The sequence below is a fragment of the Cohnella thermotolerans DSM 17683 genome (genome assembly GCF_000429825.1).
GTDB classification, from domain to species: Bacteria; Bacillota; Bacilli; order Paenibacillales; family Paenibacillaceae; genus Cohnella; species Cohnella thermotolerans.
This window is the reverse complement of the sequence record NZ_AUCP01000013.1, coordinates 57,541-73,645: the sequence shown is the minus strand read 5'-3', so window position 1 is coordinate 73,645 and position 16,105 is coordinate 57,541. Positions and strand designations below refer to the sequence as shown.

General features: G+C 60.4%; 16 protein-coding genes. 13 read left to right on the top strand and 3 right to left on the bottom strand.

The annotated features are described in order from the left end of the window. The first annotated feature begins 55 nt into the window (after positions 1-55). From G485_RS0103970 to G485_RS0103945, 6 genes are all read left to right on the top strand, one after another. On the top strand, positions 56-751 hold the full coding sequence (locus G485_RS0103970; protein ID WP_027091483.1) for a response regulator transcription factor: 696 nt from the start codon (positions 56-58) through the stop codon (positions 749-751). Next, positions 748-2,109: a HAMP domain-containing sensor histidine kinase gene (locus G485_RS0103965; RefSeq protein WP_027091482.1), complete on the top strand. Its 1,362-nt coding sequence runs from the start codon at positions 748-750 to the stop codon at positions 2,107-2,109. Before G485_RS0103970 ends, G485_RS0103965 begins: the two co-directional genes overlap by 4 nt. 29 nt (positions 2,110-2,138) lie before the next feature. Next, positions 2,139-2,996: a carbon-nitrogen hydrolase family protein gene (locus G485_RS0103960; protein WP_027091481.1), complete on the top strand. Its 858-nt coding sequence runs from the start codon at positions 2,139-2,141 to the stop codon at positions 2,994-2,996. Between the two features lie 29 nt (positions 2,997-3,025). Further along, positions 3,026-3,691 (top strand): GNAT family N-acetyltransferase, encoded by a 666-nt coding sequence (locus G485_RS0103955; RefSeq protein WP_035154610.1) that lies wholly within the window; start codon positions 3,026-3,028, stop codon positions 3,689-3,691. A 160-nt stretch (positions 3,692-3,851) separates the two neighbouring features. Then, positions 3,852-4,532 carry a GNAT family acetyltransferase gene (locus G485_RS0103950; RefSeq protein ID WP_084423095.1) on the top strand — a complete coding sequence of 227 codons (681 nt, stop codon included), beginning with the start codon at positions 3,852-3,854 and terminating at the stop codon, positions 4,530-4,532. Between the two features lie 26 nt (positions 4,533-4,558). Then, entirely contained in the window at positions 4,559-5,335 is a 777-nt protein-coding gene (locus G485_RS0103945) for an MBL fold metallo-hydrolase (protein WP_027091478.1), read from the top strand. Between the two features lie 6 nt (positions 5,336-5,341). On the opposite strand, the gene G485_RS0103940 is transcribed toward G485_RS0103945, so the two are convergent. Beyond that, positions 5,342-6,001, bottom strand: coding sequence for a thiamine diphosphokinase (locus G485_RS0103940; protein ID WP_027091477.1), 660 nt, complete (start codon positions 5,999-6,001; stop codon positions 5,342-5,344). Between the two features lie 216 nt (positions 6,002-6,217). Here G485_RS0103940 and G485_RS0103935 point away from each other — a divergent pair, with 216 nt between their 5' ends. Together G485_RS0103935 and G485_RS0103930 are read left to right on the top strand one after the other, a co-directional pair. Beyond that, the gene (locus G485_RS0103935) at positions 6,218-6,847 is read left to right on the top strand and encodes a trimeric intracellular cation channel family protein (protein WP_035154606.1); all 630 of its coding nucleotides are present in this window, start codon (positions 6,218-6,220) and stop codon (positions 6,845-6,847) included. Then, a complete protein-coding gene (locus G485_RS0103930) occupies positions 6,844-7,323 on the top strand; it encodes a low molecular weight protein-tyrosine-phosphatase (protein WP_027091475.1) in 480 nt (159 codons plus the stop codon). The genes G485_RS0103935 and G485_RS0103930 overlap by 4 nt, the downstream gene beginning before the upstream one ends. An 88-nt stretch (positions 7,324-7,411) precedes the next feature. On the opposite strand, the gene G485_RS0103925 is transcribed toward G485_RS0103930, so the two are convergent. Further along, a complete protein-coding gene (locus G485_RS0103925) occupies positions 7,412-8,158 on the bottom strand; it encodes an alpha/beta hydrolase (protein ID WP_027091474.1) in 747 nt (248 codons plus the stop codon). Positions 8,159-8,539: 381 nt separating this feature from the next. Here G485_RS0103925 and pdhA point away from each other — a divergent pair, with 381 nt between their 5' ends. The 4 genes from pdhA to lpdA are packed head-to-tail and all read left to right on the top strand — an operon-like array spanning position 8,540 to position 13,422. Then, positions 8,540-9,640 carry a pyruvate dehydrogenase (acetyl-transferring) E1 component subunit alpha gene (gene pdhA / locus G485_RS0103920; RefSeq protein ID WP_051317997.1) on the top strand — a complete coding sequence of 367 codons (1,101 nt, stop codon included), beginning with the start codon at positions 8,540-8,542 and terminating at the stop codon, positions 9,638-9,640. A 45-nt stretch (positions 9,641-9,685) separates the two neighbouring features. After that, entirely contained in the window at positions 9,686-10,663 is a 978-nt protein-coding gene (locus G485_RS0103915; protein ID WP_027091472.1) for an alpha-ketoacid dehydrogenase subunit beta, read from the top strand. Between the two features lie 19 nt (positions 10,664-10,682). After that, the gene (locus tag G485_RS0103910; protein WP_027091471.1) at positions 10,683-11,996 is read left to right on the top strand and encodes a dihydrolipoamide acetyltransferase family protein; all 1,314 of its coding nucleotides are present in this window, start codon (positions 10,683-10,685) and stop codon (positions 11,994-11,996) included. Positions 11,997-12,000: 4 nt separating this feature from the next. Then, entirely contained in the window at positions 12,001-13,422 is a 1,422-nt protein-coding gene (lpdA, locus tag G485_RS0103905) for a dihydrolipoyl dehydrogenase (protein ID WP_027091470.1), read from the top strand. Positions 13,423-13,502: 80 nt separating this feature from the next. Here lpdA and G485_RS0103900 read toward each other — a convergent pair whose 3' ends face one another. Next, a complete protein-coding gene (locus G485_RS0103900) occupies positions 13,503-15,278 on the bottom strand; it encodes an ABC transporter substrate-binding protein (protein ID WP_035154604.1) in 1,776 nt (591 codons plus the stop codon). 273 nt (positions 15,279-15,551) lie between these two features. Between G485_RS0103900 and G485_RS0103895 the strand changes: the two genes are divergently transcribed. Then, on the top strand, positions 15,552-16,040 hold the full coding sequence (locus G485_RS0103895) for an acyl-CoA thioesterase (protein WP_027091468.1): 489 nt from the start codon (positions 15,552-15,554) through the stop codon (positions 16,038-16,040). Positions 16,041-16,105: the final 65 nt, after the last annotated feature.

Sequence of the window (16,105 nt, the reverse complement as noted above, 5' to 3'; positions counted from 1 at the left end):
CGCGGCGTTCGGCGCGGCATTTGGAATTATAGCGTTATAACGGAGAGGTGTATGTATGAGCGAGAAAATTCTTATCATAGAAGACGAAGACGGAATCGCGCGGATTCTTCAGCTCGAGCTGGAGCATGAAGGCTATGAAGTCGGCCGGGCCAAGGATGGCCGGGCCGGTCTCGAGATGGCGACGGAAGGCGGCTGGGACTTGGTGCTGCTCGACGTCATGCTGCCGGGCCTGAACGGCATCGAGGTGCTGCGGCGCCTGCGGCAGAACGACCATACGGTGCCCGTCATTTTGCTGACGGCGCGGGACACCGTTCCGGACAAGGTGAGCGGCTTCGAGCACGGAGCCAACGATTACGTCACGAAGCCGTTCGCGATGGAAGAGCTGTTGGCTCGGGTCCGCAATTTGCTGCGCATATTCAAAGCGTCCCGCGAAGGCGAGAGCGAGGATGTCATCCGCGTCGGCGATTTGACGATCGAGCTGATGACGCGCAAAGTGTTCCGCAAGGACCACGCGATCGATTTGACGCCGCGCGAATTCGAACTGCTGCACTATCTCGCCCGCCACAAGAACGAGGAGAAGACGCGCGACGAAATTTTGTCCGACGTCTGGGGTTACGAATATATCGGCGACACGAATGTAGTGGATGTGTACATCCGGTATTTGCGTCAAAAGATGGACAAAGGATACCGCCACAAGCTGCTGCATACGGTCAGGGGCGTCGGTTATATGATGAAGGAGCCTGACGCATGACGCTTCGCTCCCGCTATACGCTTTTTACTGTATTCTGGTTGATCTTCATCTTGCTGTTGTATAATATTTTTGTTTATTTCTTCGTCATCCGCGTGACGACGCGTGGAGAGCTGCAGTTGATCGCCAGCAAGGCCGATCTTGTCGTCGAGACGCTCCGCAAGAACAAATACCAGCCGCTCGACGATCCGAAGCTGCTCAGCGACATGTACAACGCCAACGAAGTCATTCGCATCGTGCGCAAGGATTCCACCGTCGTCAACGTGGTGGGGATCGACAAGGAGCTCATGTCCATCACGCCCGTCATCAGCAACGTCACCCGTTCGGATTCGGTTCGCATTGACGGGCAGCGGGCGCTGATCTATTCGGTTCCGATCTATCGGAACGACACGCTGATCGGCGTGGTGGAAGGGATGCGGCGGCTTACCGCGCTCGACGGCTACCTGCAAATTTTGTTGGGCGCGCTAAGCGTAACGAGCATCGGGGCGATCGTCTTCGCCATCTTCGGCACGTACTGGTTCACCTCCCGGCTGACCGGACCGATCGGCCAGATGGTGCAGACGATGCGCGAGATCGACCGAAGCGGCGTTTTGCACCGGGTGAAGATGGGGCGCGAAGAGACGGTCGAGCTGCAACAGCTCATTCGCGCGTTCAACCAGATGATCGATCGCATCGATCGCAGCATCGAGCGGCAGAAGCAATTCGTCGCGGACGCGTCGCACGAGCTGAAGACGCCGCTGACCGTCATCGGAAGCTACGCCGACATGCTCAAGCGGTGGGGACGGGACAACGCCGAGGTTCGCGACGAGGCCATCGAGGCGATTGTGAAGGAGACGGAACGGCTGAAAAAGCTGACCCATTCGATGCTGACGCTGGCCGAAGCCGAGCAGGACGATTGGCTGCACGCCAGCCGCTTCGACGTCTCTAAGGTTGTGAAGGAACTGGCCGTCGTACTCGGCACGACGTTCCAGCGGGAAATTCGCGTTCACGCTCCTTCCGGTTCTGTCGCAATGGTCGGAGACAAGGATAAGATCCGCCAGCTGCTGCAAATTTTGATCGACAACGCGATCAAATACAGCAAGGAGCCGATCGACGTTCGCATTCAGCTCGTCAAAAACAACGTGAAGATAGAAGTGACCGACTACGGTATCGGCGTGCAAGAGAGCGAAATCCCGTTTCTGTTCGAGCGGTTCTACCGGGTGGACGAAGCCCGTCACCGTTCGACCGGAGGGAGCGGGCTGGGGTTGTCGATCGCGAAGAAGATCGTCGACCTTCACGGAGGGAGCGTCGAGGTGTTCAGCAAGCCCGGCAACGGAACGACGATCGTCCTTCAGTTCCCGCGCAATTTGCACCATTCATAAACAGTAGACGGAAGGATAGGATGGCCATTATGAAGATGAGAGTATCGGCGGTTCAATTCGAACTGCGCGACGTCGAACATTTCGGCGCGTTTGAGGAACAGGTGAAGCATTACGTGCGCAACGCTTCCGAATACGGATCGAAATTCGTGCTGTTCCCGGAATTTGTGACGACGCCGCTGCTGGCGATCGGCGATACGACCGGCCGAGGCCGGCCCGTCGGCGAATTGGCCGATTATACGGAAGCATACCGGACCCTGTTCTCCGGCCTGGCGCAGGAATACGGGATGTACATTGTCGGTGGGACGCATGTCACCCGTGCGGGCGACAAGCTTCGGAACACCGCGTTTCTGTTTGCGCCGGACGGGCGCGTGTTTACGCAGGATAAGCTGCACATTACGCCGACGGAGCGGGAAGAGTGGAACGTGTCGCCGGGAGAAGGCGTGTCGGTGTTCGAGACCGAATACGGCAAGATCGGCTTGCTGACCTGCTATGACATCGAATTCCCGGAGATCGTGCGCATCGTTCGGGCCCAAGGAGCGGACGTCGTGTTCTGCCCTTCGTGCACCGACGACCGGCACGGCTTCTACCGTGTCCGGTATTGCTGCCACGCCCGGGCGGTGGAGAACCAGATCTACATCGTAACGACCGGCACCGTCGGTTCGCTGCGCAAGGTCGACTTCATGCGAGCCAATTACGGCCAAGCGGCCGTCATCTCGCCGAACGACATCCCGTTCCCGCCGCGGGGCATTCTGTGCGAAGGGGAGATCAACGCGGACATGCTCGTGACGGCCGACCTCGATCTGTCGCTGTTGGAGGACGTGAGGAAGGCGGGTTCCGTCACGACGTGGCGCGACCGGCGCACGGACCTTTACCCGGATTGGGCTTAAGCGGCGCGGTCGAAGAAGGAGGGGACATCATGTTCAAAAGCTGGATCGCAACCGATGGCGAACGCATGGTTCCGGCTGTCATCCGCAATTACGGGCGCCAAGACTTCGCCGGATTGATCGACGTGCAGAAGGCGTGCTTTCCGCCCCCGTATCCGTCCGAGCTGTGGTGGAACGAAGCGCAGCTGAACGAACACGTGACGCGGTTTCCCGAAGGCGCGTTGTGCGTGGAAATGGAGGGCCGAATCGTCGGTTCGATGACGGCGCTCCGCCGCACCCTTCGAGGGGACGAGCGCCACGATTGGGCTTCCGTCACCGACGACGGCTACATACGCAACCACGAGCCCGACGGCGACACGCTGTATGTCGTCGACATCTGCGTCAGGCCCGAATATCGCCGTTTCGGACTCGGCCGCTGGCTCATGCATTCGATGTACGAGACTGTCGTCCATCTCGGCTGCCGCCGCCTGCTCGGCGCCGGGCGCATGCCGGGTTATCACCGGGTAGCGGATCGCCTGACGCCCGAGCAGTATGTCGAGAAAGTAAAGACGGGCGAATGCAAAGACCCGGTGCTGACGTTCCTGCTCAAATGCGGACGGCTCCCGGTCGGCGTCGTGCGCGACTATTTGGAGGACGAGGAATCCGGGAACAACGCGGCGCTCATGGAATGGAGAAATCCGTTTGCGGCCCATGAATGACGCCCGCACTTCAAGCAAAAACGAGCCTCAGCGCCAGTACATAAGAGGCTTCAGAACGTTGGTGTTCCAAATTTCCGGGTCGATCACGTTGGCGAATCTGAAAGTAAAAGACAGCGTTATTGCATGACAGGACAGATAATTGCAAGGAGATGAGCAGCGCATGTTGGAATACCGGAAAATCACGTCCGTGGACGACCCTTATTTCGCGAAAATGCACAAGCTGATGGGCGAAGTGTTCCCGCCGGAGGAAGTGCTAGCGTTCGAGCTGTGGAAGGAGCCGCTGGAGGACCCGACCATTCAAGTGTACGCAGCCGTGCTTGACGGCGAAGTGGTCGGAGCGACCGAGTATCGTTACCGGCCCGAGCTGCAGGTGGCGATGACCGACTTTACGATAATCGGCCGAGCCGGGCTGGGCATCGGGCGCTTCCTGCTCGTGGAAAGGGAGAAGCACCTTCGGCAGTTGGAGCGCGAATCCGGCACGACGTCGCTCGGCATGTTCGCCGAAATTTACGATCCCGGGACCGAAGCGGCGGCGTCGCACAGCTTCGGCAGCTTGCAGCCGATGAATCCGGTCGTGCGGCGCGAAGTGCTGTCCCATCTCGGCTTCCGCAAGCTCGATATCGATTACGTTCACCCGTCCTGGGACCACGAAGGCAAGGCCGTGAGAGGTCTCGATTTCTGCTTCCGTCCGGCGGACGACTCGCTGACTGCGCTTCCTTCCTCGCTGCCGAGCCGCTTCCTGCGGTGGTATTATTCGGCGCTGCCGAACAAGCCGCGGGAGTGGGAAGAGATGATGCAGGCGCTGGAGGCGCGGGAGAGCGTCGCGCTGCTGCCGATTTAAAGGGTAGGGAGCGAACGGTTCTAGGCATGAAAATAACGTTTCTGGGCAACGGAGATTCGCTCGGCACGCCGAGAGTTTATTGCGATTGCGACGTATGCAAGGAAGCGAGGACGACGGGGCTGAACGTAAGGCTTCGTCCTTCGATCTGGCTGGAAAGCGAAGGGGAAGAGCCGCTACTGGTCGACTGCGGGCCGGATTGGCGGACGCAGATGGAGAAGCTTGGCGTAAGAAGCGTCAGGCATGGGCTCCTGACCCATGCGCACTTCGACCATATCGGCGGCTTGGTGGAATGGGCCGACGGTTGCCGTTGGCGGGAGGAGACGGCGGACCTCCGCGCCCCAAGCGAAGTGCTGGCGGAAGTCGTTCAGCGGTTCCCCTGGCTCGAAAGCCGGTTCCGCATGATCGCCGTCGACGGCGGCTGGAGCTATGGCGGCTGGAGCGTCCAGCCTTGGAAGGTAAATCACGGGAAAAACGGGTTCGCCTACGCCTACCGCTTCCAAAGGCAAGACGGCAGCGGACGGGCTTGGGCTTATTGCCCGGATTCGTTCGACCTGTCCGAAGCCGAGAAAGCGCCCCTTCGCGGCCTCGAGCTGCTCGTGCTCGGCACGAGCTTCTACGAGGAGCCGTATCCGCGGGAAACCCGGTCGCTCTACGACGTCCGCGAAGGCCTAAAGCTTGCGGAAGAGGTCGGGGCGGAACAGGCGATATTCACCCATCTGTCGCACGATATCGACTTGAGGAAGGATTACGGCCTGCCCGCCGGCATCCGCTTCGCCCGCGAGGGACTCATCGTCGAGCTGTAAGCCGCGTCAATCCCGGCTGCGGATGACGAGAAGCTGTCCTTCGCCGAGGGCGATCGTGCCTTCCGGATCCGCCAGCCTGTTGCTGATGCCGAGCGACATGCCGATGCGCAGCGTGGCGTTCCGCAGCGGGTAAACAAAACCGTTCAGCGTAATGCCCGACGCCTCCGGGGTCAGGGGCAGCAGCGAAATATTCGGATAGCGGGGGTCCGCTTCCACCCGGCAGACGTTCGGTCCGGAGAGGAGGCGGATTTCGTTATGCTCGTCGGCCAGCGCCGCCGAGACGGATGCGTCCGCGGCGAGCCGGAGCAGATGAACGTTGGCCAGGCTATGGTCGAACCGGGTGCCGAGGCCGCCGACGATGACGACATTCCGGCAGCCTCTGGCGATGGCCTCGCGCAAAGCGAGCTCGGTGTCGGTCCAATCTTTGTCGGCGGCATCGAACGTTTTGCATTCGAGCGCCGCTTCGCGGACGGCGGCGAGCTGGTCGGGACGGATCGAATCGAAGTCCCCGACCGCCAGATGGGGCGCGAATCCCCGCTCGATCAGGAACAGCGCGCCCCGATCCGCTCCGATCAGGAAGTCGCCGGGACGGATAAGGGGCGGCGCCCAATCCCCGAGGCGCCCTCCGGTAAAAATCAAAGCGCGCGTTTGCGCCGCATTCGTCATGGGATGAAATCCTCCTTGGTGCGCCGTTGCCGGTTGTCCGGCATCTCCAACAGTATAACGCGGAAGCGGCGCCGATGCGAAGAACAAAAACAGTTGCGAAGCTCGAATTCGAGCCGATACAATAGGGATAATTTGCGGAATTTCGGCAGGTATGGTCGGATTCGGCGGTTATAGCGGTTATAAAGGAAAAGCGGGGCGGATTCGTTGCATTGGGACATGTTTCACCTGTTCAGCTTGATCGGTACGATCGCGTTCGCGGTCAGCGGGGCGATCGTGGCCATGGAGGAAGAATACGATATTCTCGGCGTATTCGTGCTCGGGCTCGTTACGGCCTTCGGAGGCGGCGTCGTGCGCAATCTGCTGATCGGCGCTCCGGTCACGACGCTGTGGAATCAAAGTCTGTTCCTCAATACGGCGACGATATCGATTTTTATCGTCTTTATTTTGCCGGTCGCCTGGATTCAACATTGGAAGAGGGCGGAGGCGTTTTTCGACGCGATCGGTTTGTCCGCCTTCGCGATTCAGGGCGCGCTCTACGCCGTCGAAGCGAAGCTCCCCTTGAACGCGGTTACCGTGGCCGCCATGCTGACCGGCATCGGCGGCGGCATGATTCGGGACATTATGGCGGGCCGCAAGCCGCTCGTGCTTCGCGACGAAATTTACGCCGTATGGGCGCTCGGGGCGGGTTTTGCGGTCGGGCTCGGGCGCGTCTCGGGGACGTGGGAGCTGTTTGTTCTTTTCCTGCTCGTCGTGACGTTCCGGATGCTATCCGTTCATTATAAGTGGAAGCTGCCGAGGCGGTCCTTGCGGCCGGTTCCAAGCAACCGAAAGGATGGTTCGACATGACTTATCGCGTGTTATTCGTTTGTCTGGGCAACATTTGCCGCTCCCCGATGGCGGAAGCGGTGCTTCGGCATCAACTTCGGGAAGCGGGGCTCGGCGATCGGGTGGAGGTCGGTTCGGCGGGAACGGGGGACTGGCATATCGGCCGGCCCCCGCACGAAGGAACCCGCAAGCTGCTGAAACGCCACGGCATCTCCTACGAAGGGATGACGGCAAGTCAATTGCGGCGGGAGGACGGGGACCGGTACGACTTGATCGTCGCGATGGACGGCCGCAACGAACGGGATATTCGCGCGGTCATCGGACCCGGCGCGCGGGCGGAAGTGATTCGCTTCCTGACGCTGGTGCCCGAGCTCGGAGTCGATGACGTCCCGGATCCCTACTATACCGGCAACTTTGAAGAGGTGTACGAGATGGTGCGGGAAGGATGCTCGCGGCTCGTCAAGCGGATCGAAAGCCGGCTTGCGGGCGGGGAGTAAGCCGCCAAGCGGTGTCCGCCGCCGGCATGCAAGAACGCCTTCGCCACCGGCCGCGTCCCGGTTCGCGAAGGCGTTCTTTCTTATCGTCTCACATATGCGCCGACGGTCCGAGAAACGCGCCGAGCGCTTCGGGCAGTTCGGATTGCCAGAAGCCCCATTTGTGCTCGCCGTTTTTCTCGCGGTAATCGATATACGCGCCGCGCTGCTCCAGCATCCGGCGGGCGAACCGGTTCAGCTCCACGAAGTTGAACGTGCCGTGGTCGGTCTCGTAGGCGTTCTCCTGAAGGCCGACCGTCATCCAGACGGACAAGCCGGACAGATCGGACGCCGCCCGGATTTGGGCGATGGAGCCTTCGTAATAAGCGCCGGACAGCGACAGGACGCGCGTGAACAGATCGGGCCTCTCGATGGCGATGGAGAGGCTGACGGCGCCCCCGAGCGAATCGCCGGCGAGCAGCCGCTCCTCCGGCTTCCTGCGGACGGCCGTATTTTGTTCGACGAACGGAACGAGTTCCAGAGTGAAAAACCGCACATAGGCCTCGTGGCGCTCTCCGCCCCGCATGTACTCGGACGTCCGGAGCTTCTTGTCCACGTCGACGCCCACGATGACGAACGGCTCCCAGCCGTCTTCCAGGATCAGCTTCTGCGCGATCGTCGCGATCCGTCCGAAGTTGAAGAAATCTTCGCCGTCTTGGCAATAGACGACCGGATAGCTAAGCAGCTCCTGGTAGCCGGGCGGAAGGTAGACGCGAATCGTTCTTTTTCCTTCGGGCAAATAGCGGCTCGGCACTTCGTGCCGGACAATGGTGCGTTTGAACAGGCGATCGTCGGTCATCGGACAACATCCTCTCTTTGCTGTCTGTAGGGTATGGCTGGAGGCCCGCATGGGCACAACATAGGGAAGGCGGGTGCGGGTTCGGTTCCGCCCTCGTTCGTGTTAGCCATCCGGCCCGGAAGGCGGAATGCGACACGTCCAAGCGGGGCGAACAAGCTCGTGAAATCGTTGTCACGATGCGAATTGCAGCACGCCGTCCCTCTCGTTTGTATCACCCTGTTTTACTCAAAAACGAATTCTGTACTATAAACAAACGCAAGCAAGAATCAAAGTAAAATAAGCAAAAATGGCTATTTTGCTTTGACCAAATGAGTCATACAGAGCTATAATAATTCTATAACAGAAAGCCCTCTTCCACAATTCTAGACGAGGTGAGCGATAATGAGTAAAGGTTCTTTGGACGCTCCGGCTAAGCCGGTTCAATCTCTTTCGCACGAAGTGCGCTCGGAAGACGTCGCGCCGCTGCGGATATTGTCTCCCGAAGGAGAAGTCATCAACCCCGACCGGATGCCCGAACTGACCGACGAACAATTGAAAGAAATCATGTACCGCATGGTGTTCACCCGCACCTGGGACGACCGCGCCGTCAATCTGGGCCGCCAGGGGCGCCTGGGCTTCTATGCGCCGGTGTCCGGCCAGGAAGGCACGATGGTCGGCAGCGAATACGCCCTGACCAAGGAAGATTTCATCTGCCCGGGTTACCGCGACATGCCGCAGATCGTCTGGCACGGCCTGCCGCTGTACCAGGCGTTCCTGTATTCCCGCGGTCACCAGCACGGCGGACAGATTCCGGAAGGCGTCAACGTGCTGATGCCTCAGATCATTATCGGCGCGCAAATTTTGCACGCGACGGGCATCGCCATGGGCTTCAAGCTGAAAGGCGAGAAGCGCGTCGCCATCACGTACACCGGCGACGGCGGCTCTTCGGAAGGCGACTTCTACGAAGGCTTGAACTTTGCCGGCGCCTTCAAGCTGCCGGTCATTTACTTCGTGCAGAACAACGGCTACGCCATCACGACGCCGTTCGCGAAGCAGACGGGCGCGCAATCGATCGCGCATAAGGCGCTGGCGGCCGGCATCCGCGGCGTTCAAGTCGACGGCATGGACGTTCTCGCCGTCATCTCCGCTGTTCGCGAAGCGGCCGAGATCGCCCGCGAAGGCGGCGGCGCGACGCTGATCGAGGGGCTGACGTACCGTTTCCGCCCGCACTCGATGTCCGACGACGCAACGAAGTACCGCACGAAGGACGAAGAACAGGAATGGAGCCTCAAAGACCCGATCGTCCGCTTCAGCAAGTTTTTGGAAGCGAAGGGCTTATGGACGGAAGAAGACACGGCGCGCGTTCGGGAAGAAGCGAAGGCTGCCGTAAACGAGCATATCAAGAAAGCCGAGCAGACGGAGAAAATGACCGTGGCCGGGCTGATCGACAGCATGTTCGAGCACACGCCGCCGCACCTGGAAGAGCAAAAGGCGGATTTCTAAGCCAATCAACGAAGCTGATAAACCATAGATGGGAGAGTTAGCAGCATGGCACAAATGAATATGATCGAGGCCATTAAAGACGCAATGCGGGTCGAGCTGAAGCGCGACCCGAACGTGCTCATCTTCGGCGAGGACGTCGGCCATGTCGGCGGCGTGTTCCGGGCGACGGAAGGGCTTCAAGCCGAATTCGGCGAACATCGCGTGTTCGATACGCCGCTCGCCGAATCCGCCATCGGCGGCCTGGCCGTCGGTCTTGGCACCCAGGGGTTCCGTCCGATCGCTGAAATTCAGTTCGTCGGCTTCATCTTCGAAGCGCTCGACCAAATGTTCGTTCAAGCCGCGCGCATGCGCTACCGCTCCGGCGGCCGCTACAACGCGCCGATCGTGTTCCGCACGCCGTTCGGCGGCGGCGTCAAGGCGGCGGAGCTGCATACGGATTCCTTGGAAGGCTTGGCCATCCAGACGCCGGGCATCAAGGTGATCGTGCCTTCCAATCCTTACGATGCCAAAGGCTTGCTCATTTCCGCGATCCGCGACAACGATCCGGTCTTCTTCATGGAGCATTTGAACTTATACCGCGCGTTCCGCGACGAAGTGCCGGAAGGCGAATACACTGTGCCGATCGGCAAAGCCAAAGTCGTTCGCGAAGGGACGGACGTGACGATCATCGCCTACGGCCTGATGGTCCATACGGCGCAGAAGGCGGCGGACGAGCTCGAGAAGAACGGCATCAAGGCCGAGATTATCGATCTGCGCACGCTGCAGCCGCTTGACATCGACACGATCGTCGCCTCCATCCAGAAGACGAACCGGGCGATCGTCGTGCAGGAAGCCCAGAAGTCCGCAGGGGCCGCCGCGGAAATTATCGCCCAGATCAACGAGAAGGCGATCCTCCATCTGGAAGCGCCGGTGTTGCGCTGCGCCGCTCCGGACACGGTTTATCCGTTCGCCCAAATCGAGGACGCATGGCTGCCGACGCCGGCCCGCATCGTGAAGAAAGTTAACGAAGTGCTGCAGTTCTAACTAGACAGGAGGATTCGACGTGGCTCGATTCGAATATCGCTTCCCGGAGCTCGGCGAAGGCTTGCATGAAGGCGAAATCGTCAAAATGCACATTGCGCCGGGCCAGACGGTGACGGACGAAGATATCATTATGGAAGTTCAGAACGACAAGGCGATCGTGGAAGTTCCTTGTCCGGTGAACGGCAAAGTGCTTGAGGTGTTCGGCAAGGACGGCCAAGTCATGCATGTCGGCGAAGTCGTCGCCGTCATCGAGGCCGAAGGCGAGCTGCCGGATTCGATTCACGCTTCCGAAGCGCAATCGGCTCAAGGCAATGCGCCGCAGGGCGGCGCCGATACGCAAGGCCAACCTGCGCAAGCGCCGGCGGCCGAAGCTGCCCAAGCGCAACCGGCCGCTGCGGCTAAGCCTGCCGACAAAGCGCTCGTGCTCGCCACGCCGAGCGTGCGGAAGCTCGCCCGCGAGAAGGGCGTCGCTATCGCCGACGTGCCCGGCACCGGCAAGAACGGCCGCATTACGCGCGAAGACGTGCTCGCGTTCGCGGCCGGCGGCGCGCCCGCGCAAGCGCCGGAAGCCGCAGCCGCAGGCGGACAAGCCGCGCCCGCTCCGGCCGCCCGCGCCGTTCAAGCGGGCCCGGGCGTCGAGGAGCGCGTGCCGTTCAAGGGCATCCGCAAGGCGATCGCGAACGCAATGGTCAAATCGGCTTATACCGCTCCGCACGTCACCTTGATGGACGAAGTCGACGTCTCCGCACTCGTCGCGCTGCGCAGCCGCTCCAAGCCGGTCGCCGAGAAGAAAGGCGTCAAGCTGACCTATCTGCCGTTCATCGTCAAGGCGCTCGTCGCGGCCTGCCGCGAATTCCCGGCTTTGAACGCCACGATCGACGAAGCGGCAAACGAAATCGTCTACAAGAAGTATTACAACATCGGCATTGCGACCGACACGGACAACGGCCTCATCGTCCCGGTCGTCTTCGACGCGGACCGCAAGAACATCTGGACGATCGCGAACGAGATCCGCGATCTCGCATCCCGCGGCCGCGAAGGCAAGCTCGCGCCGAACGAGATCAAAGGCAGCACGATTACGATTACGAACATCGGCTCGGCCGGCGGCATGTTCTTCACGCCGATCATCAACTTCCCGGAAGTCGCCATTCTCGGCACCGGCCGCATCTCCGAGAAGCCGGTCATCAAGAACGGCGAGATCGTTCCGGCGCAAGTGATGGCACTGTCGCTCAGCTTCGACCACCGCATCATCGACGGCGCAACCGCCCAGAACTTCTTGAACTACATTAAACAGCTGCTCGCCGATCCCGAGCTGCTCGTCATGGAGGTATAAGACAATGGTCGTAGGAGACGCTTCTCTCGATATCGATTTGCTCGTCATCGGAGCGGGCCCCGGCGGTTACGTCGCGGCCATCCGCGCCGCCCAGCTCGGCCAGAAAGTCATTATCGCGGACAAGGGCAACTTCGGCGGCGTCTGTCTGAACGTCGGCTGCATCCCGTCCAAAGCGCTCATTAATGCCGCTCATCATTACGAAGAAATGCTGCATGCCGACAAGTACGGCTTGTCCGCCGAGAAGGTGGGCGTTGATTTCGGCAAGGTGCAAGAATACAAGCAATCCGTCGTCAAGAAAATGACCGGCGGCGTCGAAATGCTGCTGAAGGCGAACAAGGTGGAGATGTTCTCCGGCGAAGTCATGTTCATCAACGAGCATGAAGCGCGTCTGTTCAACGACCAGGAAGCGCCGCGATACCGGTTCAAAAACTGCATTATCGCGACCGGCTCCCGTCCGATCGAGCTTAAAGCCTTCCCGTTCGGCGGGCGCATTCTGTCCTCGACCGAAGCGCTGTCGCTGCCGGAAGTGCCGAAGAGCCTGATCGTCATCGGCGGCGGCTACATCGGGGCGGAGCTCGGCCAAATGTATGCCAAGTTCGGCACGCAAATTACGATTCTCGAAGGCGCCGACACGATTCTGCCGGGCTTCGACAAGGATATGAGCCAGCTCGTCGTCAAGAAGCTGAAGAAGAACAACGTCGAGATCGTCAACGGCGCCTTGGCCAAGAGCGCGGAGCAAACGGACAAAGACGTTACCGTTACGTATGAAGCGAACGGCGAGACGAAGACGGTAACGGCCGAGTATTTGCTCGTTACCGTCGGCCGTCGCCCGAACACGGACGGCGAGCTGGGCCTCGACCTGATCGGCGTCAAAGTCGGCGAACGCGGCCTGATCGAAGTCGACGACCAATGCCGCACGAACATCCCGCACATCTACGCCATCGGCGACATCGTGCCGGGACCGGCGCTGGCGCACAAAGCTTCCTACGAAGCCAAAGTTGCAGCCGAAGCGATCGCGGGCCTGCCTTCCAAAGTCGATTACAAGTGCATTCCCGCGGTCGCGTTCACCGATCCCGAATGCGCAAGCGTCGGCTATACGGAGAAGGAAGCGAAGGACAAAGGCTACAACGTCAAGTCGAGCAAGTTCCCGTTCGGCGGCAACGGACGCGCGGTAACGCTCGACGGCGCCGACGGCTTCATGAAGATCGTCTCCGACGCGGATAGCGGCCTTGTGCTGGGCGCGCAAATCGCCGGCGTCGAAGCTTCCAACATGATCGCCGAGCTCGGTCTCGCCATCGAGATGGGCGCCACGGTCGAAGATATCGCCTTGACGATCCACGCGCACCCGACGTTGGGCGAAATTGCGATGGATACGGCGGAGCTCGCCTTGGGCCATCCGATCCATACGATTGCGCCGAAGCGCTAAGGCTGGCGTATGCGTAACACAAAAAGCCGTTCCCCCGGCAGACGATGCTGTGCGGGAATGGCTTTTTGACATTGCGTATCTTATGCGTTCTTCTCGAACCAGAGGTTCTGGAAATCGATCCAGCCGAGCGAGTTCAGGCTGACGCCGCGCAGCGACGGATGGTGGTAGGTGTTGAGTTGGCGGTGGTGGAGGAACAGAATGACGGCTTCGTCGCGCAGCCGGTCTTCGATCTCCCGCAGCAGCAACCGTCTGCCCGCAGCATCCGCGGTCAGGGCGGCGTCGATCCGGTTCAATATCCAATCCAGCCGCTCCTCGTCCAAGAAGGACTGAACGATGCACGCTCCATGCTCGTAATGCTCGATCTCGCAAACTTCGTCTTCCGCAAAGACGACGCCGGAGATCGTGAAGTCCGTCTCCTGGATGCAGGACGAATCGGTCACCTGATCCCAGGTGGTGACGACGATCTCGGTATTGATGCCCCATTCGGCCAGCCGGTTCGCGATCCAGTTGGCGTCCGTCTCGTACTTCTCGTGAGCGCCGAAACGAAGCACGGCTCCGTCGTACCCGCTCTCCCGAAGAGCGGCGCGGATCCGCTTCGGATCGTAAGCCCCGATCGGCAGAGACGCGCTTACTTCGGGACGAAAGCTGGCGGCCGGCAGCGCCCGTTCGCCTCCGAGATCCTCGATCATCGCCGGGGGATGGAGAATCATGCGGACGGCTCTCCGGAACGCTTCGGACTGCTGCGGTCCAAGCCGGTTCAAGTTCCAGGTCACCATCGTACAGCCCCGGCACAGCTTGATCAGCCGCTGCCAATTCTCGTCCGGCTTCTTCTCGTCTTCGCTCGGGTCCGTATCGAACGTGTGCAGCACCTCCGGCCAGCAGCTCGGATCCGTGAGGCAGTCTTCCGGCATGATGACGATCTGCACACCGTCGAGGTACGCCCGACCCGCGTAATAATTCGCGAAGGAGGCCAATTCGATCAGATGAGGCGTCAAAGCGGCTAGACGGAACGGACCGGACCCGATCGGCAACTGCCAAAAGTCGGCTTCCTCGCGTCCCGCCAAATCTTTGGGCAAAATGGAGGCGGCGGCGGAGCACATAAACCGGTCGAAAATCCGGTTCGGCCGGTGCAAGCGGAAGCGAAGGACGCGGGGCCCTCGCGGCTCCACAGCCGCCACGCCGCGCATGAGCCAGCGGTTGGGCGTATCTCCGGCGAGGCGTTCAAACGTGAACGCCGCGTCTACCGACGTCAGCTCCCGGCCGTCATGGAACAGCACGCCTTTGCGAAGGTAGAACGTCCACTCGGTTCCTTCCTCGTTCGACGTCCAATGGTGGGCGATGCCCGGCACGATGCGCTCGAGCTTCTCGTCGAATCGAACGAGCCGATCGTAAATTTGCCGGACGAGGTGCGCGTCGAACGCATAGTTGACTTGGGCGGGATCGAGCGACACCACCGGACGGTAAACGGGGAAGCGAAGAATATCGCTAGCCGTAGCGCCTTCGAGCTTTTCCTGCTGGTAGCCGAAATGGCCGTTCAGCCAGTCCAGAAACTTAGGCTTGGCGGAAGAGTCGTGCCCGAATTCGTTCAGCAGCTCGAACGATTGCTTGTAGTCGCCGCGCTGCGCCAACCCCCGCGACAGCTCGAGCAGAAGCGGTTCCTTATCGGCCTTGAACGAGAGGCGCGAACGGTTGCCGCGCCCTCGGCCGGGGGACCACTCGATCAAATGGTCGTCCGCGAGCTTGCGCAGAATGAGCTTGGCGTTCCGGGGCGTGCAGTACAAGGCGTCCGCCAGCTCTTCCAGCGTCACTTCGACGGGCGTCCCGACGGCGCGGCGGCCGTTGAACCGATCGTACAGCGACAGATAACGTTCGATAGACGAAATGGCTCATTCCTCCCGGGTGACGGCGTTCGATAAGAAAAACTTCTATCGAAGCCCTCGAACTTAAACTTTCTGCAACGTTCAAAAGAGGAAATCATTGATTTACATTTTACGCCTCGCTTGCCCTTTTGACCACTGCTGCGGCCAGCAGGAGAAAAAATATTCCGGACTCCGTCTCGTCTTCCGTCCCTCGGAAAGACTATAATGGAACAGACAGGCGGCGGCAGCCCGCAGAGAGGAGCAATCATTATGGAGACAAAGGCCAAACCGATCAGCAGGTCGCGTTCCATCCAGACGACGCTCGTTTTTCCGGGCGACACCAATTACCACGGCACGATGTTCGGCGGCAATCTGATGAAATTCATCGACGAAGTTTGTGTCATTGCGGCGATGCGTCATTGCGGAAGAAGGGTCGTTACCGCTTCGACGGACAGCCTGGATTTCAAGTCGCCGATCCGGATGGGCGAGGCGGTGGAGCTCGAGGCGTTCGTCACCTGGACCCGGCGCACGTCCATGGAGCTGTACTGCATCGTCCGGGCCGAAAATTTGGAAACCGGCGAGCGCCGGGAGACGGTGACGGCGTTCAGCACGTTCGTAGCCGTGGACGAGGAGGGCCGCCCGACGGAAGTGCCGCCCGTCTACCCGGAGACGGAGGAGGAACGCAAGCTGCACGAGAGCGCGCCGGAAAGGTACGAGCACCGGAAGCGGCGCCGGCTGGAGCAATTTTCGCAAAATTAAAGTGTCCTTGCGTGCGACCATCGAGAAGTCGACAGGCGGAGCGCCCAATGATACAATCATCCATA